Genomic DNA, 22,213 nt, shown 5'->3' with positions numbered 1-22,213 from the left:
CCCTGCGGTGCTCATCGGCCCTGCCACTTCGGCGGGCGCTTCTCGGTGAACGCGGCGTGGAACTCGGCGTAGTCCTCGCCGTTCATGAGCAGCGCCTGGGTGGCCGCGTCCAGCTCCACGGAGGCGGCGAGCGGCATGTCCAGTTCCGCGGTGAGCAGGGCCTTGGTCTGGGCGTGGGCGAGGGCGGGGCCACCGGCGAGGCGGCGCGCGAGGGCCTGTGCGGCCTCGGCGGCCCTGCCCTCCTCGGTCAGTTCGCTGATCAGGCCGATCCGCTCGGCCTCGGGGGCGCGCACCGGCTCGCCGAGCATGAGCAGGCGCGTGGCGTGGCCGAGGCCGACGACGCGGGGCAGCAGGTAGGCGGCGCCCATGTCGCCGCCGGAGAGGCCGACCCGGGTGAACAGGAAGGAGAACTTCGCGGAGGGGTCGGCGACGCGGAAGTCGGCGGCGAGCGCGAGCACGGCGCCCGCCCCGGCGGCCACGCCGTGCACACCGGCGACGACCGGGAAGGGGCACTCCCTGATCGCCCGCACCACCTGGCCGGTCATCCGGTTGAAGTCCAGGAGCTGCGCCGTGTCCATGGCGAGGGTGGCGCCGATGATCTCGTCGACGTCGCCGCCCGAGCAGAAGCCGCGCCCCTCGCCGCCGAGTACGAGCGCGCGGACGGACCGCTCGCGGGAGAGCTCGGCGAGCAGGTCCCGCAGGTCGGCGTAGGCGCCGAAGGTGAGCGCGTTCAGCCGGTCGGGGCGGACGAGGGTGACCGTGGCGACCCCGTCGTCGACGGCGAGGCGCAGATGGCGCCAGTCGGAGGTGCGGTTCGCGGAGCCGGTGAAGGGACTCATGGGGCGGCCTCCTCGGCCTGGGGGCTGGAGTTCGCTGCCTCACGAAGTTATCACCGATCCGTGACCGTCGTCACGAGCACGCGATAGCTCAGGTCCCCTCACCCGACGACTCGGGCGGGGTCCCTTCGCCCAAGGACTCGGGCCGGGCCCCGGCCCGTGGACTCCCGACCGCGGCCCCTGTCGACATAGCGCTTAGGATGCGTTCGGTTGAACGCGGGACCGCCTGCCGCCCTGAACGGACCCACCTTGTACGAACCCCCCTCCCCCGCCTCCTGGCGCGTCGACCTGCCGCACACCCCGGCGGCCGTGCCGGTCGCGCGCGCCCTGGTCCGTACCGCGCTGACCGAGATCGAGCCGTCCGCCGACACGGACACCGCCGAACTGCTCACCGCGGAGCTGGTGGCCAACGCCGTCGAGCACACCGCGGGCGAGGACCCGATAGCGCTGGTCATCGAGCTCCTGCCGACCTGCTGCCAGGTCGAGGTGCACGACTCGAACCCGCTGCCGCCCGGCGACCTCACCTCCCCCTGCCCCCCTGGGCCGCCGGACCCGTGGCAGGAGCACGGCCGCGGCCTCGTCCTGATCCGCGCCCTCAGCTCCTCCTGCGGCCACCGCGCCACGGACTCCGGCAAGGCGGTGTGGTTCAGGCTGCCGGTCCGGGGTGTCACGAAGTGCGCAGAACGCGGTTGAGGCGCCGGGTCACCACCCCGCCGACGCGCCGCACGGCGTCGGGGTCCAGCAGGGCGAGCGCGGGCACGGCCCGCCACCAGTCGTCCCTCACCAGGAGAGCGCGCACCATATGCTCCGCCGCCGCGGAATCCCTCATCCGCGCGGGCCCGGCATAGGCATCCAGGAGCAGCAGCCGGCGCAGGTCGGTGGCGTCGTCGAGGCGCTCGGCGGGCGGAGACCAGCAGGAGCGGCCGCCGCCCGCCGCCGCGAGCGCGGCCGTACCGAGATACGCCCCCAAGGACTGCGCCGCCGGGCTCCCCCCGGCCGGGGGCAATCCCATCAGCAGCGCGGTCATCGCCCACAGCGCGGCCGGCCCCCGGCCCAGTGGTTGGCCGCCCCTGCTGTCCGACCGGCTCCATTCGACGAACAGCGATGCGGCCTCACCACTGTCGACCCGGGAGAGCGCGAGGACCGCGGACGCCCGCTCGAAGGGGTCGAGCAGCCAGCGCAGGCGCGGCGCCACGGAGAAGAGCGGTCCGCTGCTGGTCCGCCGTCCCGCGAGGTCGCGGGCGCGCCCGGTGATCCAGCCGCGCACCGCGTCGGGCTGCCCCCAGAGCGTCGCTGCGAGCGCGGACCACCACGCGTCCGACGCCTGAGGATGCGCCGGGTCGAGCTGCTTCATCCCCTCGTAGGCCAAGGCGCGAGCCATGGCCGCGCACTCCGCCCTGCGGGCGTCGTCCTCGGGCAGCAGCCGGATCAGGGTGGCGAGTGACGCCGGAGCGTAGGGCAGAAGGTGCAAGGTGTCGCGCGCGTCGGCGATCGCGTGGTCGAACCCTCTCAACCGGGCGACCACCTCCACGTCGTGCGCGTGCGGCACCGCGCCCGGCACCCAGGCGGGCCGGGCTCTGATCTGCCGGAAGACGCGCTTGGCCTCGGTACCCGACCGGGCACGGCTCAGGGCCGCCCGCGCCCAGGTGTCCGTGGGTTCCGGTGCCTGCCGGGACAGGTGCCCGGCCTGTTCGGTGTCGCCGAGGTCCGCCAAGGCGTCGGAGAGGACGCCGAGCACGGGTGCCAGTGCCGAGTAACTGCCCTCAAGGCTCTCCCGGACAGCTCTCGCGATGTCCCGCGCCGACTCCGCCGCCTCCGAGGGCGCATCGGCGGCACGGCTCAGGGCAATGGCGGCCGCGACCTCCGCCTGCCCCCTGGCGGAGACGCGCGTGGTGACCCGGCGCGCCTCGTCGGGCTTGCCGAGAGCCACGAGCCGTTCGGCCACGCAGACCCGGACGGCTTCCCCCTCCGCGGTGCGGGACGGGGGGAGCCGGAGTTCCTCGCCGCGTTCGGCCGCGGCACACAGCTCGAACACGCCGTGGCCGACCTCGTCTTCCACGGGCCGCGCGTGGCTCAGGGCCTCCCGCATTTCCGGGGCGAGGGCACCGCGGGGACCCCCCTCCGAGGCCCGGCCCACCGTCCCGAACGGCCCGAGCACCGGCGGCGCCCGCCGGGTTCTGATGCGCCGCCGCTCCGCCCGCAGCTTCGCGCGCACCGCGAGGCGTGCCGCGGACTCCGGGCACACCGTCCGGGTCAGGACGGCGAGGCAGGCCAGGGTCAGGGCCGAGCGGCGCGGCGGAATGCGCTCGGCGAGGCCCATGAGCTCGGCGGCGCGGGCCGTGTCATCGCCACGGACGAGCAGGCCCGCGCAGGCGAGGAGCAGGGTCCGGGCCGGCTGGCCGCAGCGGTCGGCCGCCAGCGCCTCCGCCGCCGCGGCCAGCGCCTCCGCCGCGGTCGGCTCAACGGTACCGCCGGCGACGCCCGCGAGCGTCCGCTCAGCCACGTCCCGCAGGACGAAGGCGCGCTCCCAGGGGTGGGGGGCTCGCAGCGCCTCCGCCAGGGCGGCCCGCGCGTCGCCCGCCCGTACGAGCGCGACCGCGCGGTCCGCGCAGAAACGGGCATGGTGGTACGCCTCCACCGAGTGGGCGGGCTCCGCGGCGTGCGCCGGCGCCGCGAAGCCCGCACTCACCCATGCCGTCGTCTCCGCGATCACCCGCTTGGTGAGTCGGGGGGCGGGCACCGCGGCGCCCACCACCACCCGGGCGAGCGCCCGCGCGGTGTCCCACTCGTCGAGCAGCGTCCTGGCGATCCCCTCGGCCTGGGAGGTCAGCCCGAGCGCCCCCCATACCGCGGGCAGGCCGACCGGCAGGCCCGCGTTGCGGTGCGTCAGTTCGTCGGCTACGAGCGCCAGTTCGACGACGGTGCCCAGGTCGCCCTCAGGCGCCCCGGCGAGTCTCCTGCGTGCCGCCGCCACCTCGGCCTGGGCCACGGCGTCGCTTCCCGTGACGGCGAGCAGTCGCGCCTGACGGCGCCGGTCGGTGATGGTGCTCAGGTATCTGTCCAGGTCGCCCGCGCCGGCGAGCAGCCGCCCGTAGGTGTGCAGGAGGTAGCCGGGGGTACCCTCGGGCCAGCCCTGCGCACGGAAGCCGTCGGCCCAGGCGTGGATACGGTCGCGGTAGCCCTCCACGGCGGTACCGAGCGCCTGGGCGGCCTGTTCGTGCAGCGTCTCGTGGGCGAAGAGATACCCCTGCTCCTCGGTGAGGTCCCAGCGGGTGCCGGTGCGCAGGCTCCGGCCGAGGACACTGGCGAGCCGTGACTCCATCTGGAAGGGCAGCAGCCCCGTCAGTTCCACGAGGTCCTTGGCGGTCAGCCCGCCCTGGGCCGCGGTGAGCAGCCCCAGCAGGTCCAGTTGGGCCTGGTCGCCGCGGAGTGCCTCGTGCAGTTCGCGCTTCGCCTCGTCTCGTGTGTGCCGCGCGTAGTCGTTTGTGCTCAGGTGACGGCGGGCGCAGCGGCGCAGCGGGTGGTCGTCCGGGACGTCGAGCGGCACTCCGGGGTGCGGTCTGCTGGTGACGAGCACGCGTACGTTGGCGGGCGGTCGGGGCGGGAGCAGGGCCGCGATGCTCGGGCGGGCGCTCCCGGGCCCCGCGGCACGGTCCTCGTCCAGGCCGTCGACGACGAGAAGCAGCGTCTCGTCCTGCTCGGCGAGGCGCTCGGCGGCGCGGTCGAGCAGGAGTCTTCGCAGGCCGTCGCGGCCCGTCGGCGTGGCCTCGACGCCCGCGAGGGGAGCGAGCTGCGCGATCATGGCGTCGGTGAACGCGTCACTGTCAGCCTGTTCCGCCCAGCGCGCCGTCACGAAGAAGGAGACCGGGCGCACCCCGGCCGGCGGGTTGAGGACGAACGTCGAGGCCAGCGCCGTCTTACCGCTCCAGGGCGGCGCCTGCCACCATTGGTAGCTCTCGCCGCCCGCGCAGAAGGCGATGAGTTCCGCGGTCTCCTGTTCGCGGCCGACCAGTTCGGGCGGTGCGATGTCCCGCACCTGACGCAGCTGGGCACCGTGGACCAGCTCGCCGGGGTCGGCCGGGAGGACCTCGGGCAGATCACCGGGGCCGATCCGCAGGCCGAGGAGTGCCTGGACGGTGTCGAGCTCGGCCGGCGGCAGCCGCTCGTGCCAGCGGTCCATCCGCAGCACCGCGAGGGTGCCGAGGCCGTCCGAACGGTGATGCCTGCCGACGATGCCGATCAGCCGTCCGCCGCTCAGGACGGGCGCTCCCGACATGCCTTCCCAGGGCGAGCGGTGCGGGTCCGGGTCACGCTCGGGCGGTTGTACATGCAGCTCAAGGGTGCCCTCGCGGCGGTTGGAGAGTACGGGGGCCGATCCCTCCGCGTGACGGATGTCGCGGTAGGCCGTGTTGCTGCCGCGGTCGGCACGGAGCTTGAAGCGGGGGAACCCCAGCGTCGAGCAGCGCAGGACGGCGTCGCGCTCGCCGACACGGCCGACGGGGATCGCGCCGTCCGGCTTCTCCTGTGGCACCGAGAGCAGCGCCGCGTCGATCCCGGCCCGGGACCAGACGGTCTCCGCCCGATGCGTACGCTCTCTCGGGCGGTCCGCGTCGAAGCGGACCTCCACGCGCGCGGCACCATGGACGACGTGCTCGGCCGTGAGCACCAAGCCGTCACGGACGAGGTAGCCGGAGCCGCGGCGGGTCCCACCCCCGTGCGGTGTCACGATGATTTCGGCGGCCCATCCCGGCTCCAGGCCCCGCGCTCGCACGGCTCCCCCGCCCCGGTCAGCGCTCGCCGTCCGCCGAGCGGCCCGCTATCTCGGGCCGGCCGGGGTGCCCTTCGACCCTCGGATGGAGGGTCAGTGTGATCTTGTGGGCGTCGCTCCGGACCGCCTTGCCCCCGGCGTTCGCGTCGATGACCCAGAATCTGACCTTGGCACCCGCGCCCGCCGAGCGCTCCATGGTGAAGGTGGCCTCCACCTCCACCGGGCCGAGTTCGAAGCGGAGCCGCTCGCCTGCGCCTGCCGCCATCGCCTCGTCCAGCTCCCGGCGCAGCTCGCCGATCACCTCCGACAGTTCGATCACGGCCGCCCCCCTCGCTCAGCACTCCGTCGTCCCAGCGTACTGGGACATGCCGTCCCACAGCAGGCGATCGGAGGCAAAGGCCGTGCGGTTGACGGCCGTCGGGTCCGGGCGGCCGGTGCTCAGGAGAGCGTCGCGACCAGTACCGCCTTGATCGTGTGCAGGCGGTTCTCGGCCTCGTCGAAGACGACCGAGTACGGCGACTCGAAGACCTCGTCGGTGACCTCAAGGGATGTGGTGCCGAACCTCTCGTGCATCTCGCGGCTGACCTCGGTCCCCAGGTCGTGGAAGGCCGGCAGGCAGTGCAGGAACCGCACGTCGGCGTTGCCGGTGGCGCGCAGGACGTCCATCGTCACCGCGTAGGGCGCGAGGGCGGTGATGCGCTCCCCCCAGACCTCCTTGGGCTCCCCCATGGAGACCCAGACGTCGGTGGCGACGAAGTCGGCGCCCCTGACCCCCTCGTCGACCGCCTCGGTGAGGGTGATGCGGGCGCCGCTGGTCTCGGCGAGCGCGCGGGCCCGGGTGACGGTGTCCTCGGAGGGCCAGTAGGCGCGGGGCGCCACGATGCGGATGTCCATGCCGAGCAGGGCGCCGGTGATCAGGTAGGAGTTGCCCATGTTCATCCGGGCGTCGCCCAGATAGGCGAGGGCGACCTCGGTGAGGGGCTTGGCCGTGTGCTCGGTCACCGTCAGGACGTCGGCGAGCATCTGGGTGGGGTGCCAGGTGTCGGTCAGACCGTTGTAGACGGGGACGCCCGCGTGGGCGGCGAGCGTCTCGACGGTCTCCTGGGCGTCCCCGCGGAACTCGATCGCGTCGAACATCCGGCCGAGCACCCGGGCGGTGTCCTTGGCGGACTCCTTGTTCCCTATGTGCGAGCCGGACTGGTCGATGTACGTGGTCGACGCGCCCTGGTCGGCGGCGGCGACCTCGAAGGCGCAGCGCGTCCTCGTGGAGCTCTTCTCGAAGATCAGCGCGATGTTCTTGCCGGTCAGCCGCCGCACCTCCGTGCCCGCCCGCTTCGCCGCCTTCAGCTCGGCGGCGAGAGCGACCAGGCCACGGAACTCGTCGGCGGTGAAGTCCAGCTCCTTGAGGAAGTGGCGGCCGGTGAGGTGGGTGGCCATGGTGATGCTCCTGGGGTGCGGATGGATGGACGGTGGAAACCATCGGAACCCTTGGAACTATATACGATCAACAGCAATTCTATGCATGGCCATGTTGGGAAGGGTGGATGGGCGGATGGGTGGATCAGGTTCCCGGCACCGCGTCCCGCTCGACGGGACAGCTCATGCACCGCGGTCCGCCCCTGCCGCGCCCCAGCTCACTGCCCAGGATCTCGATGACCTCGATGCCCTGCTTGCGCAGATACGTGTTGGTCGTCGCGTTCCTCTCGTACGCCACCACGACCCCCGGTTCCACCGCGAGGACGTTGCAGCCGTCGTCCCACTGCTCGCGCTCGGCGGCGTGCACGTCCTGGGTGGCCGTGAGCACCCGGATGGAGTCCAGGCCGAGCGCCGCCGCGATGGCCCGGTGCATGTGCTCCGGCGGATGGTCGGTGACCTTCAGCTCCCGGTCGCCGACGCCCGGCTCGATGGTGTAGGAGCGGAGCATGCCGAGGCCCGCGTACTGCGTGAAGGTGTCGCCGTCGACCATCGTCATGACCGTGTCGAGGTGCATGAACGCGCGCCGCTTCGGCATGTCGAGGGCCACGATCGTCTGGGCCGAGCCCGCCGCGAAGAGCTCGTGCGCCAGCATCTCGACCGCCTGCGGGGTGGTGCGCTCGCTCATGCCGATCAGGACCGCGCCCTTGCCGATCACCAGGACGTCGCCGCCCTCGATCGTCGAGGGGTAGTCGGCCTGCCCGCGCGACCAGACGTTGAAGTCCTCGTCGCGGAAGAGCGGGTGGTGCCGGTAGATGGCCTCGAAGTGCACGGTCTCGCGCTGCCGCGCGGGCCACCGCATCGCGTTGATGGAGACGCCGTCGTAGATCCAGGCGGAGGTGTCGCGCGTGAAGAGGTGGTTGGGCAGCGGGCCCAGCAGGAAGTCGTCGAGGTCCATGCAGTGGAAGCGCACGGACGTCGGCTCGGCGTGGCGTTCGAGGAACTCGCGCTTCGTCATCCCGCCGACCAGCGCCTCCGCGAGGTCGACCGACGGCATCGTCTCGAACGCGGCCCGCAGGTGGTCCGTCGCCAGCGGCCCGTACTCCTTCTCGTCGAAGACCCGGTCGAGGACGAGGAGGCGCGCCGCGGGCACGTTCAGCGTCTCGCTGAGCAGATCGCCGAAGAGGTGCACGGCGACGCCGCGGTCGCGCAGGACGTCCGCGAACCCGTCGTGCTCCTGGCGGGCCCTGCGCACCCACAGGACGTCGTCGAAGAGGAGCGTGTCCTTGTTGCTCGGCGTCAGCCGCTTGAGCTCCAGATCGGGGCGGTGCAGTATGACGCGGCGCAGCCGCCCGGCCTCGGAGTCGACATGGAATCCCATGGGGCCATCCTTCCCCGGCGGGGCGGCCTTCGCGCAGTCAATGCGCTACCTCGTGGCGGCTCCGGACCACCGAATCGATGGTCCGGAGCCGCGAACGGCTCAGAGCCGTGGGTCGACCGGCTCCGACTCCAGTGCCAGGACCGCGAACACCGCCTCGTGGACCCGCCACAGCGGCTCGCCGTCGGCCAGGCGGTCCAGGGCTTCGAGGCCCAGCGCGTACTCCCTGAGGGCGAGCGAGCGCTTGTGGCCCAGGGAGCGGTCGCGCAGCTTCGCCAGGTTCTCCGGACGCGTGTACTCCGGTCCGTAGACGATCCGCAGGTACTCCCGGCCCCGGCACTTGACGCCGGGCTGCACCAGATGCCCCTGGCCGTTCCTGGCCAGCGGCGCGACCGGCTTGACGACCATGCCCTCGCCGCCGCGGCTCGTCATCTCCAGCCACCAGTCCACGCCGGCCTCGACCGACGCCTCGTCGCCGGTGTCGACGTAGAGGCGGCGGGTCGTCCGCAGCAGGCCGGTGCCGTCGTGCTCGACCATGCGGTCGATCAGCGCGAGCTGTTCGTCGTGCGGGAGCGCGGCGAGGCTGCGGCCCCGCGCGGCGAGGATCTGGAACGGCGCGAGCCGCACCCCGTCCAGGCCCTCCGTGGGCCAGCAGTAGCGCCGGTATGCCTCGGTGAACGCCGCGGCGTCCGCCGCCCGTTCCCGCTGCCTCGCCAGGAGCGCCCCCGCGTCGACGCCACGCGCCACCGCGGCCTCCAGGGCGGCCACCGCGCCGGGGAAGACGGCTCCCGAGGCGGCGCCCACGGCCGCGTACTGCGTGCGGAGCAGACCCGACGCCTTCAGCGACCACGGCATCAGCTCCGCGTCGAGGAGCAGCCAGTCGGTATCGAGCTCCTCCCAGAGCCCCGCCTCGGTGACGGCGGCGCGCAGCCGGGCCAGGACCTCCTCGGTGACGGTGGAGTCGCCGAAGAAGGGGCGGCCCGTACGGGTGTAGAGCGAACCGGTCGGGGTCCGGCCACCGCCCGGCGCGGCCGGGGCGTCCCCGAGGCCGAAGCGCTCGCGGACCACGTCCGCGTCCCGGCAGACCAGGACCACCGCACGCGAACCCATGTGCTTCTCCTCGCACACGACCCGTCCGACGCCGTCCTGTGCGTACGAGGCGAAGGCCTCCGCCGGGTGCTCCAGACAGTCCTCGCGCCGCGAGGTCGCGGTGGGCGCCATGGTCGGCGGCAGATACGGCAGCAGGCGCGGATCGACGGCGAAGCGGCTCATGACCTCAAGGGCCGCCGCCGCGTTCTCCTCGCGCACGCTGACGCGGAGCCCCGGCGCCGCCTCGCCCTCCCGGACGGGACCGGGGGCGCGGGGAAGAGTCTCCACCACGCGGCGGCCGTGCACGTCGGCGAGGTCGAGCGGCCGTCCGTCGTGGCCGCCCGGCGCCTCCGTGCGCAGCGGCTTGGCCGGTTCGTACCAGACGCGTTCCGCGGGGACGTCGACCAGCTCGCGCTCCGGCCAGCGCAGCGCGGTCAGCCTGCCGCCGAAGACGGCGCCGGTGTCCACGCAGATCGTGTTGTTCAGCCAGGAGGCGGTGGGCACCGGGGTGTGGCCGTACACCACGGCGGCGCGGCCCCGGTAGTCCTCCGCCCACGGATAGCGCACGGGCAGGCCGAACTCGTCGGTCTCGCCGGTGGTGTCGCCGTACAGCGCGTGCGAGCGCACCCGGCCCGAGGTGCGGCCGTGGTACTTCTCGGGCAGGCCCGCGTGGCAGACGACGAGCCTTCCGCCGTCCAGGACATAGTGCGAGACGAGGCCGTCCACGAACTCCCGCACCCGCGTGCGGAACTCCTCGCTCTCCCCCTCCAGCTGCTCGACGGTCTCGGCGAGGCCGTGGGTGTGCTGGACGTCCCGGCCCTTGAGGTAACGGCCGAGCTTGTTCTCGTGGTTCCCCGGCACACACAGGGCGGTGCCCGAGCCAACCATGCCCATGACACGGCGCAGCACGCCCGGGGTGTCCGGGCCCCGGTCGACGAGGTCGCCGACGAACACGGCCGTGCGGCCGTCGGGGTGCGCGCCGTCCACGTAGCCGAGCTTGCCGAGCAGGGTCTCCAGCTCGGAGGCGCAGCCGTGGATGTCGCCGATGATGTCGAAGGGCCCCGTGAGGTGGGTGAGGTCGTTGAACCGCTTCTCGGTGACGACCGAGGCGCCGTCGATCTCCTCGACCCCGCGCAGGACGTGCACCTTCCGGAAGCCCTCGCGCTCCAGGTGCCTGAGGGAGCGGCGCAGTTCGCGCCGGTGGCGCTGGATGACGCGGCGCGGCATCCCCGCCCGGTCCTCGCGCGCGGCGTTGCGCGCCGCGCAGACCTCTTCGGGCACGTCGAGCACGATCGCGATCGGCAGGACGTCGTGCTCCCTGGCGAGCCGGACGAGCTGCTTGCGGCTCTCGCTCTGCACGTTGGTCGCGTCCACGACCGTGCGGCGCCCCGCGGCGAGGCGCTTGCCCGCGATGTAGTGCAGCACGTCGAAGGCGTCACCGCTCGCGCTCTGGTCGTTCTCGTCGTCGGCGACGAGGCCGCGGCAGAAGTCGCTGGACATGACCTCGGTCGGCCTGAAGTGCCGCCGCGCGAAGCTGGACTTGCCGGAACCCGTGGCGCCGACCAGCACGACGAGGGAGAGGTCGGTGACGGGGAGCGTCCGCCCGGGGCGTGCGGCCACCGCGGCCTCCGGTTCGCTCGCGCGGTCCCGCGCGTCACTATGGTTCGTCATGCCGCCCGCACTCCCTTCGCACTGTCGTCCTTGCCGCCGCGCACGCCGTCGGCGCGCGTGAAGACCGCCATCTGGGTCGGCGGGCCCACCTCGGGGTCGTCGTCACCCACGGGGACGAACTCCACCCCGTACCCGTGCCGTGCGGCGACCTCGGCCGCCCAGCCGCGGAACTCCTCGCGGGTCCACTCGAAGCGGTGGTCGCCGTGGCGGGTGCGGCCCGCGGGAAGGGTCTCCCAGCGGACGTTGTACTCGACGTTCGGCGTGGTCACCAGGACGGTGCGGGGACGCGCGGAGCCGAACACCGCGTACTCCAGGGCCGGCAGGCGCTCCACGTCCACGTGCTCGATGACCTCGCTGAGCACCGCCGCGTCATACCCCTTGAGCCGCTTGTCGGTGTACACGAGCGAACCCTGGAGCAGTTTGACGCGCTCGGCACCGCGCTCGCCCATGCGGTCCAGCCTCAGCCGGCGCGAGGCGACGGTCAGCGCGCGCATCGACACGTCGACGCCGACGATCTCGGTGAACCGGACGTCCTTGAACAGCGCCTGCGCCAACTGGCCCTGTCCGCAGCCCAGGTCGAGCACGCGGCGGGCGTCCGCCCCGGTGAGCGCGGCGAGGATCGCCTCGCGGCGCCGCACGGCGAGCGGCACCGGGGCCTCCTCCGTGTCGCTCTCCTCGTCGACGGCGTTGTCGATCTCCTCGACGTCCGAGTCGTCGGCCTCGGCGAGCCGCACCAGTTCGAGCCGCTCCCTCGCCGCACGGGTCAGGGACCAGCGCCGCGAGAGGTAGCGGCTGGTGATGAGGGCCTGCTCCGGGTGGTTCGCGAGCCAGCCCTCACCGGCCCTGAGCAGCTTGTCGACCTCGTCGGCCGAGACCCAGTAGTGCTTGGCGTCGTCGAGGACGGGCAGCAGCACGTACAGGTGCCGAAGGGCCTCGCCCACGGTCAGTCTGCCGTCCGGCACGTCGAGGACGAGGCGGACGTACCGCGAGTCGCCCCACTCGGGGAACCGCTCGTCCAGTGGGACGGGCTCCACCGACACCGACCAGCCGAGCGGCTCGAAGAGGCTCCGCACCAGGTGGGCGCCGCCTCGCGCGGGCAGCGCGGGCACCTCCACGCTCAGCGGCAGCGGTCGCCCCGCCAGCTCGGGCCGCGCCTTGCACACGTCGCGCATCGCGCTGGAGAACACCGCGCTGAGCGCCACGGCCAGGAGCGAGGAGGCCGCGTAGGGCCGGTCGTTCACGTACTGCGCGAGAGCCGCGTCGGGCGCCCCGCCCTGCCCCTGTCCCTTGCCCTTCCCCTTGCCGCGCCGCACGAGGGCGACGGCGTCGACCTCCAGGAGCAGCGCGGCCGTGCACCGCTCGGCCGTCGCCTCGGGGTAGAGGACGTGCGCGGTGCCGTAGGAGGTGGAGAACGCCTGCGCCTTGTCGGGATGCTTGTGCAGCAGGAACCCGAGGTCGGTCGCGGGGCGTTCGGGGGTACCGGTGGTGGTGAGGGTAAGGAACACGGTGAGTGGCCTCGAAACGGGGTCTGAGCCGCGGTGCGCGGCGGGCGCCCCGGCGCGGTGCGGGCAAGTGCCGTACGGCCGGGCGGCGTTGCACCGCGGCGATGGGAGTGCGCCCGCCCATGACCTCGGCAGCACGCCTCTTCAACGTACAGCGGTCATCACCGGCACACCCGGGAATTTTCCCCTGCCCGTCCCGGGGCCACGCCGGTCATGGGCCGGGGGCGTGCGCCCCCCGGCGGAAAGCGCGGGGCATGTGGTGGGCCCTGGTCCTCTCTGCGCACCGTGTGCGCTCCCCCTGAGACGTTCGGGCGGGACGCACGACGGTGATACGCCTGTTGGCAGTCCTACTCTCGCGCGTGTTCCCGCGCGCGGCACAGCAGAGGAGTGATCGTATGGCGTCGTTCGACACGGGGCGGTTGTGCGCGATCGTCAAGATCCTGGACAAGGCGAGCAGTCATCTCCGTCTGGCGGCCGGGGAGTGCGCGCTCCCAGGTGCCGCGCCCGCCACACTCACCGCACCCGCCATCGCCACCGCATCCGCCACGCCCGTTGCACCCGCACCCGCACCGGCACTCGCGCCTCCTGCCGCCGCCGACCCGGCGGCCTCGGCCATCGTCGCGCTCCTGCGCGTCTCGGAGCACGCGTCGAGCAGCGTACGGAGGGCGCTGGTGCACATACGCAACGGTGAGGCCCAGCGGGCGCGGGACGAGCTGGACACGGCGCGCGCCGAGCCGTCCGGCGCCGCGCTCGTCCCCGCGGGCATCGCGCAGCCCCTGCCCCCGCGCGTGACCACCGCCCTGCACCTGATGCTGGGGATCACGGGCTTCTTCCCCTCCGAGACGGAACAGGTCCTCGCCAGGGCGGCCGTCCCGCCGGCGGTCCGGCAGTGCGTGGCCGCCCACTGATTCCCGGGCGGGGCGGCGCCGGGTTTGCGGGAGCTCATCACGGGGACCTGAGGTCTGTCCGGCTTCGCCTCCGCGAAGCAGCCCGTGAAGCGTCATGAAGGAGTCCCTGTGCGCGCCCTGGCCCTCGTCTGCACCCTGTCCCCCTCGCCCGCCGCGTCCAGCAGCGATGTGCTGGCCGGGCAGGTGCTGGCCGAGCTGGAGAAACGAGGGGCGACCGTGGAGAGCGTGCGCGTCGCCGACCACGACGTGAAGCCGGGCATCGCCGCCGACATGGGTGACGGCGACGCCTGGCCCGCGCTGCGGGAGAAGGTCCTCGCGGCCGACATCCTGCTGATCGCCACGCCGATCTGGCTCGGCCACCCGGCGAGCAACTGCCAGCGCGTCCTGGAGCGCCTGAACGCCGACATGTCCGAGACCGACGACCAGGGCCGCCCCCTCTTCTACGGCAAGGTCGCGGCCCTGGCGGTGGTCGGCAACGAGGACGGGGCGCACAAGGTCAGCGCCGACGTCTTCCAGGGCCTGAACGACCTCGGCTTCTCCCTCGGCCCGCAGGCCGTCACCTACTGGGTGGGCGAGGCCATGCAGGGCACCGACTACCAGGACCTCGACGAGACCCCGGAGGCCGTCGCCACCACCACGCGGACGCTGGCCGCCAACACCGTGCACCTGGCGCGCCTGCTCGGCGACGCGCCCTACCAGGCCCCGGCGCAGTAGCGGCGAGGCCAGGCGCCGCCGCGGGCACGAAGCCGCGCGCCCGGCACGGCCCGGGAAGTGGCCGCCGGGCGCCGGAGGGGCGCGTCCGGCGGCCACGTCTGTGACCGCCCGTGCACGGGCGGCGTCCCGGGCGGCGTCCCGGGCGGCGGAGGCCGGTGCCGCCCCGTCCCCCGCCGGGCGGGAGCCGCCCGGCGGCCGGGCCGCGCCCGGAACCAGGGGCTGCGGCCGGGCCCAGGAGCCGAGCCGCGACCGGAGCCGGGAGCCGCGGCCGGGCCCAGGACCCGTGGCCGACGTCAGGACAGCTGGGACTGCACCTGTGAGGAGATGAGCTCCAGGTGGTCCAGGTCCGCCAGGTCGAGGCACTGGAGGTAGATGCGGCTCGCGCCGATCGCCTCGTACCGCCCGATCTTGTCGACGACCTCCGCGGGTGATCCCGCGAGGCCGTTGGCCTTCAGCTCGTCCACCTCACGGCCGATCGCCGCCGCCCGCCGGGCCACCTCGGCGTCGTCCTTGCCGACGCAGGCGACCAGCGCGCTGGAGTACACCAGGTCGCCGCCCTTGCGGCCGGCCTCCTCCGCCGCCGCGCGGACCCGCCCGAACTGCCGCTCGCTGTCCTCCAGCGAGGCGAACGGGATGTTGAACTCGTCCGCGTACCGAGCGGCGAGGCGCGGGGTGCGCTGCGCCCCGTGGCCGCCGATGAGGACCGGCACCTTCGCCTGTGCGGGCTTGGGCAGGGCCGGGGAGTCGGTGAGCTGGTAGTGCTTGCCCTCGAACGTGAAGGTCTTGCCCTCCTCCGTCGCCCACAGGCCGGTGACGATGTCGAGCTGCTCCTCCAGGCGGGCGAACTTCTCCTTGGGGAAGGGGATGCCGTACGCCCGGTGCTCCTCCTCGAACCAGCCCGCTCCGAGACCCAGTTCGACCCGGCCGCCCGACATCTGGTCGACCTGCGCCACCTGGATCGCCAGGACGCCCGGCAGCCGGAACGTGCCCGCCGTCATCAGCGTGCCCAGCCTGATCCGCCGGGTCTCCCGGGCCAGCCCGGCCAGCGTGATCCACGCGTCCGTGGGGCCCGGCAGACCGTCCGACGACCCCATGCGGAGATAGTGGTCGGAGCGGAAGAAGGCGTCGAAGCCCAGGTCCTCGGTGGCCTTGGCGACGGTGAGCAGGGTGTCGTAGGTCGCCCCTTGCTGGGGTTCCGTGAAAATGCGAAGATCCATGGCTCCATCCTGCCCGCTCGGGCGCCCATCGGCCCCGCCGGTCCCGCCGGGCGTCCGCCGTCCCGGTCGGGTGAACCGGACCACGGGACGACCGCGGTTCCGGCCTCGGTTCCGGCTTCGGGCCCGGCCTCGGTTCCGGCTTCGGGCGCGGTTTCGACTCCGGTCGCGCTCCCGGCCCCGGCGCCGCCCTCACGACGGCCCCGCCGCGGAGTCGGCCTCGGGCAGGCGCTGCTCCCGCACCGCCAGCCTGCGCAGCATCTCCAGGACCCGGTCCCTGGACTCGTCGGCGGCGTCGATCGCCTCCATGCACTGCCAGTAGTCCCCCTCGTCGACGGCGCTCATGGCGACGCCGACGAGCGCGATGCCGACCTCTCCGAAGAGCCCGTCGAGCGCGACCAGGACCTCATGCGCGTCGCCGGTCCGCGACAGGCGCGCCGCCCTTATGTCCTCGGTGCCGAGGCCCGGGGCGTCGAGCACCGCGCAGGCTCTGCCGCCGACCTCGCTCAGGCCCAGCGCCTCGCCCCGCAACTCCGGGGGTCCCGCGACGGCGAGGCGGCTGCCGATCGCCTGCGCGAGTGCCTGCGACTGCCAGACCTCCGCGACCACGTCGGCCGGGTCCTCGCACCGCGCGAGGGCGCGCCGGTTCGCCTCGATGAGCCGCATCGCGTTCATGAGCCACCCCCATCCATCCCGCGCGCATTCGCCGCACGATCCGCCCGAACTCCCGCATCCACTACCCAGAGTGATACTCATCCGGGCGAAAAGCCAGGGGCGACCGGAAATCTGTGGACAACCCCGCGAGTTCGGACAAGTCCTTGACTCCGGAGAGTGACGAAAGTGTGGGGGTCGGGGTGGGCGACGCGAGTTTTCAGGCTTCCGGCGCCGGGAACCGCCGCTCGTTCCTGTCGATCTTCGCGTCGAGCGCGGCCAGCGGGTCGATCCCCAGGACCTCGCAGAACTGGAGCAGATAGGCGAGGACGTCGGCGACCTCGTCCGTCACCCGGTGCGCCGACTGCGGGCTCGCCATCACGCGCTCCGACTCCTCCGGCGTCAACCACTGGAAGATCTCCACCAGTTCCGCGGCCTCCACGCTCAGCGCGGCGGCCAGGTTCTTCGGGGTGTGGTACCGCCCCCAGTCCCGGGCCGCCGCGAACTCGGCCAGCCTCCGCTGCAGCCCGGCGACGTCACGCTCCGCCGCGCGCTCTCCCTCGTGTTCCTCTGTCACGGCTCAAGGTCTACCACCGAGGCGTCGGGGACCCGGGCGGCGGCCGCGTCGTCCCGCACCGCTCCGACCAGGCGGATGTGGCCGCGCGCGCAGGTCCGTGCCGCCAGTTCGCCGAGCGCGCGGAACTGGCGGACGTCCAGGCGGTGGTCGAGGCCGTCGGCGAGGACCGTGAGGGTCTGGCAGGCCGCCGGCACCTCGGCCGCCGGGTCGACGGCGAGGACCCCGGGGCCCGTGAGCAGGACCAGCGCCAGGGCCAGGTACCGCAGCTCGCCGTCGCCGAGGCGCGCGAGCGGGGTGCGTACGCCGCCTCCCCGGTCCACGTGGGCGGTGACCGCCCCGTCCTCCGCCTCCTCGGCGACGACGTCGGCCACGGGCCCCGTGAAGCCGTCGCGCACCGCCGAGACGAGCGCCGCGTGCCGTACCGCGCACTCGGTCCTGGTGCGCCACAGCACCTCCGCGAGGTTGTCGCAGCCGCCGAGGAGCCGGCCCGAGCCGATGAGTCCCGCGGGCACCGGGGCGCGCATCCGGCCGGGCCACGGGTCGCAGGCGAACGCCGAGCGGAGGGCGACCACGACCTGTTCCGCGGCGGCGAGCACCAGCCGCTGCCCGTCGGTCGACCCGGCGACGCGCAGCGGTACGAGCGCCGTGCCGAGCCGGTCGTCCGGCATCGGGGCCCGCGTCACGGGTGCCGTGCCCGCGGTGTGCCAGGCCGCCTGGACCACCGGCCGCTCCGGATCGCGCAGCGCGGTCTGCAGGAGGACGAGGCCGCCGCGGGTCAGCCGCTCGCCCACGACCCGCAGCTCGGGCTCGGCCTGGACGGCGAGGTCGAGGCGGACGGTGCCCGCGGGCCCTTCGACCGAGCAGCCGATGCGGAAGCCGCGCCGCCGCTGGGTGTCGGCGCGGGCCCGCTCGGGTACGCAGGCCACGGGGTCGTCGAAGACCTCGGCCAGTTCGGCTCCCGCGCCGAGCTGCGCGAGGGCCTCGTACGCGCGCAGGGCGCTGGACTTGCCGCTGCCGCTGGGTCCCGTGACGAAGGTCAGCGGACCGAGCGGCAGGACCGCGCCCCGGTGGCCGGCGAAGGCGGAGAGGCGCAGCTCGACCACGTGCGGCCGGTCTCTGCCCGTCGGCGGCCAGGGGGCCGTCGCCGAAGGAGAGCCGTCGCCCGCCACATGGCCCCCACCGGGCGGGGCCGGGGGTACTCCGCCCGGCGCTCCCAGGGGGAGTCCGCCCTGCGGACCCGGCGGGGCCCCGCCACGTGAGCCCGCCGTATGGACACCGTCATATGAGCCCGTCATGTCCGGAACCTAGGCGGGGGCCGGTCCGGCGAACCGTTCCGCCTGTCCGACCTTCCTACGATCGGGGCATTACCCCGCCGAGATCCCGCGCGTGGGGGCGGCCAGGGGTTAAGGCGGCCCGTTGTCGTACCCCCGTGCGATCCTGGGCGGGTGAATCTGGAGGACCTCAGACAACTGCGCCGGGCCCGCGACGTGATGGACCGGGACTACGCCGAGCCGCTGGACGTCCCCGCCCTCGCTCGCGTGGCCCTGATGTCCCCGGGCCACTTCTCGCGCAGCTTCAGGGCCGCCTACGGAGAGACCCCGTACAGCTATCTCATGACCCGGCGCATCGAGCGCGCCAAGGCGCTGCTGCGACGGGGCGACCTCAGCGTGACGGACGTCTGCTTCGAGGTGGGGTGCACGTCGCTCGGGTCGTTCAGCTCGCGCTTCACCGAACTGGTGGGCGAGAGCCCGAGCGCCTACCGGGCCCGGTCGCACGGGCCGGGTGAGCCGATCCCCGCGTGCGTGGCGAAGTTCCTCCTGAGACCGGTCAGGAATGGAGAAGCGAAAGCCCCCGGCCGCCCGTAGCTTCTACGGCATGGACATCAAGCTCTCGCAGTGTTTCATCGCCGTCGACGACCACGACAAGGCGATCGCCTTCTACCGTGACGCCCTCGGCCTCGAAGTGCGCAACGACGTGTCGTACGAGGGGCTTCGGTGGGTGACCGTCGGTTCGCCCACGCAGCCGGGTGTGGAGATCGTGCTCGAACCGCCGGCCGCCGACCCCGCCACCTCGTCCACCGACAGGCAGGTGATGGCGGAGCTGCTCGCCAAGGGGCTGCTCCGCGGTGTGATCTTCTCCACCGACGACGTCGACACCACCTTCGAACGGGTCCGGGCCGCGGGCGGCGAAGTGCTCCAGGAGCCGGTCGACCAGCCCTACGGCGTCCGTGACTGCGCCTTCCGCGACCCGGCGGGCAACATGCTGCGCTTCAACCAGCCGCGCCGCGGATGACAGCCGTCGGGGCACGGCCCGTCCAGGGCCTGTTCCGAGAGTGGCGTCGTCCGCCCGGAGGGCGGGTCCGGCGGCGTCCGGTGCGTGCGACCGCACGGCGGAGGGCCGCCCCGGTACTGGTGGTATCGGGGCGATCCCGACACCGCCGCGCGTGTGCGTGCCAGGCGTCGCCGGACAGGCGGGACTCCCGCCACACGCCTTGGAGCCTGTCTTTGAACCCCCGTCGTCCGCGCGGAGCGCGGGCGCAGCGGCGGTCGGTGCGTGCGATCGGCGTGCCGGGCGTCGGGGCGCAGGCGAGGGTTCAAAGACAGGCTCTTAGGGCTGGGCGACCGCTTCCACCAGTCCCTGTACCTCCGTGCCGGGTGGCGCGAGGAGGAAGACGTTCTTGTCGACCCGGTGCATGCCGCAGCCGAGGCCGAGGACCACGCCGCTGCTGAAGTCCAGTACGCGCTTGGCCACTTCGGTCTCGGCTCCGGTCAGGTCCAGGAGGACCGGGATCTGCGCCATGACCGTCTCGGCCACCTCGCGGGCGTCGGAGAAGACGTTGACCCGCATCACCACGAAGCGCCGCCGCGCCTCGGTCTCCGCCTCGGGCATCGCGCGGTGTCCGGGCCACGAGGGCCATTCGTTGCGGCTGCGCAGAGGTACGACCTGGGCGAGCCCTTCCCACTGTTCGTCGGTGACGTCGTGGCGCTGACTGTTACTCACTGACCCACCCCGTCCTGGCTCGCACGTGAAATCTGCACCGGGCAATTCTTACGCCAAGTCACCCGTTCAGCCCAACACCGACACGAACGACCCGCCGCCGGGCCGTCCCGGACGAGCCGTGCCAGGTCAGGCGGCCCGCACCCGTCCGGAACCGCCGGCCGGGACGAGCGCCGCGTACTCCAGTTGCCGGTGCGGAGCCGCGGGGGCGGCACCCGCAACGTGACGCCGGCCGCGCGGCAGCGCTCCTCGGCCAGGCTCTCCGCCCGGCGTGCGGCGGCCGTCTTCAGGCCGGAGCACCACCGGGGATTTCACGGCGCTGTGGCCCTACCGGCCGGGCGCCGCCGGGCGCACACGGCCCGTACGGTTTGTTGCGAGTGCTGTGCGATAAGGGTACGCGTGCTGGTCAGCAGTAGAGTGCGGGGCGCGCAGTCCCCTCCCGAACCCCGAGGTATCCGAGTTGAGCCCCGCACCTCCCGCCTCCCCCGAAGGCATACCGGCCGTCACCGTCGTCGGGATCGGGGCCGACGGCTGGGACGGCCTCGCCGCGGCGTCGCGCGCGGCCCTGTCCGGCGCCGAGGTCCTGATCGGCGGCCCGCGCCAGCTCGGCCTGCTGCCCTCCGGCCACTGCCCCGGCGAACGCGTCGCCTGGCCCTCGCCGCTGCGCCCCGCGGTGCCCGCCCTGCTCGCCGCCCACGCGGGACGCAGGATCGCCGTCCTCGCCAGCGGCGACCCCATGTTCTACGGCATCGGCCGCGCCCTGAGCGAGGAACTCGGCCCCGGGGCCCTGCGCGTCCTGCCGCATCCCTCCTCCGTCTCCCTCGCCTGCGCGCGCCTCGGCTGGCCGGTCGAGGACACGGAGGTCGTCACGCTGGTCGGCCGTCCGGCCGCGCGCCTGGCCGCCGCGCTGCACGAGGGCCGGCGCCTCCTCGTCCTCAGCGCGGACGCCGGGACGCCCGCCGAGGTCGCCGCCCTGCTGCGCGACCGCGGCTTCGGCCCGAGCAGGCTGCGCGTACTGGAACGGCTGGGCTCCGAGCAGGAGACGTCGTACGAGGATGCCGCCGATGCCTGGTCGCGTCCGCCCGGCGCCCCGCTGAACGTCCTGGCGGTCGAGTGCCGCAGGAGCCCCGGGGCGTTGCGGCTCGGTGCCGTGCCGGGGCTGCCCGACGCGGCGTACGAGAGCGACGGGCAGCTCACCAAGCGGTACGTCCGCGCCGCCACCCTCGCTGCCCTCGCGCCCGCCCCCGGCGAACTCCTCTGGGACGTGGGCGGCGGCGCCGGGTCGATCGCGGTGGAGTGGATGCGGACGCACCCCTCCTGCCGCGCGGTCACGGTCGAGAAGAACGCCGTGCGCGCCGAGCGGATCGGGCGCAACGCCGAGCGGCTCGGCGTCCCGGGGCTGCGCGTCGTCACCGGCGCGGCCCCCGCGGCGCTGGCCGGACTCCCCGTCCCCGACGCGGTGTTCATCGGCGGCGGCCTCACCGCACCCGGCCTGCTCGACGCCTGCTGGGCGGCGCTGCCCGCCGGCGGACGCCTCGTCGCCAACACCGTCACGCTGGAGTCGGAGGCCCTGCTCGCCGACCGCTGCCGGCGGCACGGGGGCGAACTGGTGCGGCTCGCCGTCGCCCAGGCCGTCCCCGTCGGCGGCTTCACCGGGTGGCGCCAGGCCATGCCGGTCACCCAGTGGTCCGTCACCAAGCCCGGAGAGTCCGGGGAGTCTGGAGAAGAACAACGATGACCGTGTACTTCATCGGCGCGGGCCCCGGCGCCGCCGACCTGATCACGGTGCGCGGCGCCCGGACGCTCGCGGCCTGCCGGGTCTGCCTGTACGCGGGCAGCCTCGTGCCGCGCGAGCTCCTCGCCGAGTGCCCCGACGGCGCCCGCCTGGTGGACACCGCGCAGCTCGACCTGGACCAGATCACCGCCGAGCTGGTGCGCGCGCACGAGGCGGGTCTCGACGTGGCGCGGCTGCACTCGGGCGATCCCTCGGTGTTCAGCGCGGTCGCCGAGCAGATGCGCCGCCTCGACGCGGCGGGCGTGCCGTACGAGGTGGTGCCCGGCGTCCCGGCGTTCGCCGCGGCGGCGGCCGCGCTCAAGCGGGAGCTGACGGTGCCGACCGTCGGGCAGACGGTGATCCTCACGCGCGTCGCCCAGCGCGCCACGGCCATGCCCGAGGGCGAGGACCTGGCCACGCTGGGCCGCAGTGGCGCGCTGTTGGTGCTGCACCTCGCCGCGGGCTACGTGGACCGTGTCGTCGAGGAACTGCTCCCCCACTACGGCGCCGAGTGCCCGGCGGCGGTGGTCGCGCTCGCCAGCCGGCCCGACGAGGTGATCCTGCGGGGGTCCCTCGGGGACATCGCGGGCCAGGTGAAGGCGGCGGGGATCGTCCGCACGGCCGTGATCATGGTGGGCCGCACGCTGGGCGCCTCGCAGTTCCGTGACAGCCATCTGTACTCGGCGGAGCGGGAGCGGCACGTCTGCTGACCTCTTCGGCC

At 73.8% G+C, this 22,213-nt stretch carries 19 protein-coding genes; 7 read left to right on the top strand and 12 right to left on the bottom strand.

Annotated elements, in window-relative coordinates:
• Nucleotides 1-11: 11 nt before the first annotated feature.
• Nucleotides 12-839, bottom strand: a complete 828-nt coding sequence (locus AB0I16_RS02935; RefSeq protein WP_363247515.1) for an enoyl-CoA hydratase family protein — start codon at nucleotides 837-839, stop codon at nucleotides 12-14.
• A gap of 231 nt (nucleotides 840-1,070) precedes the next feature.
• Between AB0I16_RS02935 and AB0I16_RS02930 the strand changes: the two genes are divergently transcribed.
• Nucleotides 1,071-1,529: an ATP-binding protein gene (locus AB0I16_RS02930; RefSeq protein WP_363247574.1), complete on the top strand. Its 459-nt coding sequence runs from the start codon at nucleotides 1,071-1,073 to the stop codon at nucleotides 1,527-1,529.
• On the opposite strand, the gene AB0I16_RS02925 is transcribed toward AB0I16_RS02930, so the two are convergent.
• The 6 genes from AB0I16_RS02925 to AB0I16_RS02900 form a co-directional block, all read right to left on the bottom strand.
• Nucleotides 1,504-5,607 carry a trypsin-like peptidase domain-containing protein gene (locus tag AB0I16_RS02925; RefSeq protein WP_363247514.1) on the bottom strand — a complete coding sequence of 1,368 codons (4,104 nt, stop codon included), beginning with the start codon at nucleotides 5,605-5,607 and terminating at the stop codon, nucleotides 1,504-1,506. The two genes, AB0I16_RS02930 and AB0I16_RS02925, sit on opposite strands and share 26 nt — an antisense overlap.
• Nucleotides 5,608-5,623: 16 nt before the next feature.
• Entirely contained in the window at nucleotides 5,624-5,923 is a 300-nt protein-coding gene (locus AB0I16_RS02920) for a trypco2 family protein (RefSeq protein ID WP_363247513.1), read from the bottom strand.
• A gap of 119 nt (nucleotides 5,924-6,042) precedes the next feature.
• Nucleotides 6,043-7,041 carry an ornithine carbamoyltransferase gene (gene argF / locus AB0I16_RS02915; protein ID WP_363247512.1) on the bottom strand — a complete coding sequence of 333 codons (999 nt, stop codon included), beginning with the start codon at nucleotides 7,039-7,041 and terminating at the stop codon, nucleotides 6,043-6,045.
• 124 nt (nucleotides 7,042-7,165) lie between these two features.
• Nucleotides 7,166-8,398 carry an arginine deiminase gene (locus AB0I16_RS02910; RefSeq protein ID WP_363247511.1) on the bottom strand — a complete coding sequence of 411 codons (1,233 nt, stop codon included), beginning with the start codon at nucleotides 8,396-8,398 and terminating at the stop codon, nucleotides 7,166-7,168.
• Between the two features lie 99 nt (nucleotides 8,399-8,497).
• On the bottom strand, nucleotides 8,498-11,155 hold the full coding sequence (locus AB0I16_RS02905) for a polynucleotide kinase-phosphatase (RefSeq protein WP_363247510.1): 2,658 nt from the start codon (nucleotides 11,153-11,155) through the stop codon (nucleotides 8,498-8,500).
• Nucleotides 11,152-12,660 (bottom strand): 3' terminal RNA ribose 2'-O-methyltransferase Hen1, encoded by a 1,509-nt coding sequence (locus AB0I16_RS02900; RefSeq protein WP_363247509.1) that lies wholly within the window; start codon nucleotides 12,658-12,660, stop codon nucleotides 11,152-11,154. The genes AB0I16_RS02905 and AB0I16_RS02900 overlap by 4 nt, the downstream gene beginning before the upstream one ends.
• A 392-nt stretch (nucleotides 12,661-13,052) precedes the next feature.
• Here AB0I16_RS02900 and AB0I16_RS02895 point away from each other — a divergent pair, with 392 nt between their 5' ends.
• Together AB0I16_RS02895 and AB0I16_RS02890 are read left to right on the top strand one after the other, a co-directional pair.
• Nucleotides 13,053-13,565 carry a hypothetical protein gene (locus AB0I16_RS02895; protein WP_363247508.1) on the top strand — a complete coding sequence of 171 codons (513 nt, stop codon included), beginning with the start codon at nucleotides 13,053-13,055 and terminating at the stop codon, nucleotides 13,563-13,565.
• A 108-nt stretch (nucleotides 13,566-13,673) separates the two neighbouring features.
• Nucleotides 13,674-14,279 (top strand): flavodoxin family protein, encoded by a 606-nt coding sequence (locus tag AB0I16_RS02890; RefSeq protein ID WP_363247507.1) that lies wholly within the window; start codon nucleotides 13,674-13,676, stop codon nucleotides 14,277-14,279.
• Nucleotides 14,280-14,572: 293 nt separating this feature from the next.
• Here AB0I16_RS02890 and AB0I16_RS02885 read toward each other — a convergent pair whose 3' ends face one another.
• The 4 genes from AB0I16_RS02885 to AB0I16_RS02870 all read right to left on the bottom strand — a co-directional run bounded on the left by AB0I16_RS02885 (nucleotide 14,573) and on the right by AB0I16_RS02870 (nucleotide 17,890).
• Nucleotides 14,573-15,496, bottom strand: a complete 924-nt coding sequence (locus AB0I16_RS02885; protein ID WP_363247506.1) for an LLM class F420-dependent oxidoreductase — start codon at nucleotides 15,494-15,496, stop codon at nucleotides 14,573-14,575.
• A gap of 189 nt (nucleotides 15,497-15,685) precedes the next feature.
• Nucleotides 15,686-16,168: a DUF6099 family protein gene (locus AB0I16_RS02880; protein WP_363247505.1), complete on the bottom strand. Its 483-nt coding sequence runs from the start codon at nucleotides 16,166-16,168 to the stop codon at nucleotides 15,686-15,688.
• Between the two features lie 196 nt (nucleotides 16,169-16,364).
• Nucleotides 16,365-16,721 carry a nucleotide pyrophosphohydrolase gene (locus AB0I16_RS02875; protein WP_363247504.1) on the bottom strand — a complete coding sequence of 119 codons (357 nt, stop codon included), beginning with the start codon at nucleotides 16,719-16,721 and terminating at the stop codon, nucleotides 16,365-16,367.
• Entirely contained in the window at nucleotides 16,718-17,890 is a 1,173-nt protein-coding gene (locus AB0I16_RS02870) for an ATP-binding protein (protein ID WP_363247503.1), read from the bottom strand. The genes AB0I16_RS02875 and AB0I16_RS02870 overlap by 4 nt, the downstream gene beginning before the upstream one ends.
• A 276-nt stretch (nucleotides 17,891-18,166) precedes the next feature.
• Here AB0I16_RS02870 and AB0I16_RS02865 point away from each other — a divergent pair, with 276 nt between their 5' ends.
• Nucleotides 18,167-18,586, top strand: coding sequence for a helix-turn-helix transcriptional regulator (locus AB0I16_RS02865; protein ID WP_363247502.1), 420 nt, complete (start codon nucleotides 18,167-18,169; stop codon nucleotides 18,584-18,586).
• Between the two features lie 10 nt (nucleotides 18,587-18,596).
• Complete coding sequence (locus AB0I16_RS02860; RefSeq protein ID WP_363247501.1) at nucleotides 18,597-19,013, top strand: VOC family protein; 417 nt, start codon at nucleotides 18,597-18,599, stop codon at nucleotides 19,011-19,013.
• A gap of 315 nt (nucleotides 19,014-19,328) precedes the next feature.
• On the opposite strand, the gene AB0I16_RS02855 is transcribed toward AB0I16_RS02860, so the two are convergent.
• Nucleotides 19,329-19,721 (bottom strand): cell division protein SepF, encoded by a 393-nt coding sequence (locus tag AB0I16_RS02855; protein ID WP_062770801.1) that lies wholly within the window; start codon nucleotides 19,719-19,721, stop codon nucleotides 19,329-19,331.
• Nucleotides 19,722-20,178: 457 nt separating this feature from the next.
• Here AB0I16_RS02855 and cbiE point away from each other — a divergent pair, with 457 nt between their 5' ends.
• Nucleotides 20,179-21,456: a precorrin-6y C5,15-methyltransferase (decarboxylating) subunit CbiE gene (gene cbiE / locus AB0I16_RS02850; protein ID WP_363247500.1), complete on the top strand. Its 1,278-nt coding sequence runs from the start codon at nucleotides 20,179-20,181 to the stop codon at nucleotides 21,454-21,456.
• The gene (gene cobM / locus AB0I16_RS02845) at nucleotides 21,453-22,202 is read left to right on the top strand and encodes a precorrin-4 C(11)-methyltransferase (protein WP_363247499.1); all 750 of its coding nucleotides are present in this window, start codon (nucleotides 21,453-21,455) and stop codon (nucleotides 22,200-22,202) included. The genes cbiE and cobM overlap by 4 nt, the downstream gene beginning before the upstream one ends.
• The last annotated feature ends 11 nt before the right edge of the window (nucleotides 22,203-22,213 follow it).

Origin of the sequence: Streptomyces sp. NPDC050703, from assembly GCF_040654435.1 — a bacterium.
In the GTDB taxonomy this organism is placed as follows: Bacteria; Actinomycetota; Actinomycetes; order Streptomycetales; family Streptomycetaceae; genus Streptomyces.
This window is presented reverse-complemented; position numbering and strand designations above follow the sequence as displayed.

Excerpts from the sequence above, each read along its gene's own strand:
- AB0I16_RS02935 (WP_363247515.1), bottom strand. The coding sequence starts at position 839 with ATGAGTCCCTTCACCGGCTCCGCGAACCGCACCTCCGACTGGCGCCAT.
- argF (WP_363247512.1), bottom strand. The coding sequence starts at position 7,041 with ATGGCCACCCACCTCACCGGCCGCCACTTCCTCAAGGAGCTGGACTTC.
- AB0I16_RS02910 (WP_363247511.1), bottom strand. The coding sequence starts at position 8,398 with ATGGGATTCCATGTCGACTCCGAGGCCGGGCGGCTGCGCCGCGTCATA.
- AB0I16_RS02905 (WP_363247510.1), bottom strand. The coding sequence starts at position 11,155 with ATGACGAACCATAGTGACGCGCGGGACCGCGCGAGCGAACCGGAGGCC.
- AB0I16_RS02895 (WP_363247508.1), top strand. The coding sequence starts at position 13,053 with ATGGCGTCGTTCGACACGGGGCGGTTGTGCGCGATCGTCAAGATCCTG.
- AB0I16_RS02885 (WP_363247506.1), bottom strand. The coding sequence starts at position 15,496 with ATGGATCTTCGCATTTTCACGGAACCCCAGCAAGGGGCGACCTACGAC.
- AB0I16_RS02880 (WP_363247505.1), bottom strand. The coding sequence starts at position 16,168 with ATGAACGCGATGCGGCTCATCGAGGCGAACCGGCGCGCCCTCGCGCGG.
- AB0I16_RS02860 (WP_363247501.1), top strand. The coding sequence starts at position 18,597 with ATGGACATCAAGCTCTCGCAGTGTTTCATCGCCGTCGACGACCACGAC.
- cobM (WP_363247499.1), top strand. The coding sequence starts at position 21,453 with ATGACCGTGTACTTCATCGGCGCGGGCCCCGGCGCCGCCGACCTGATC.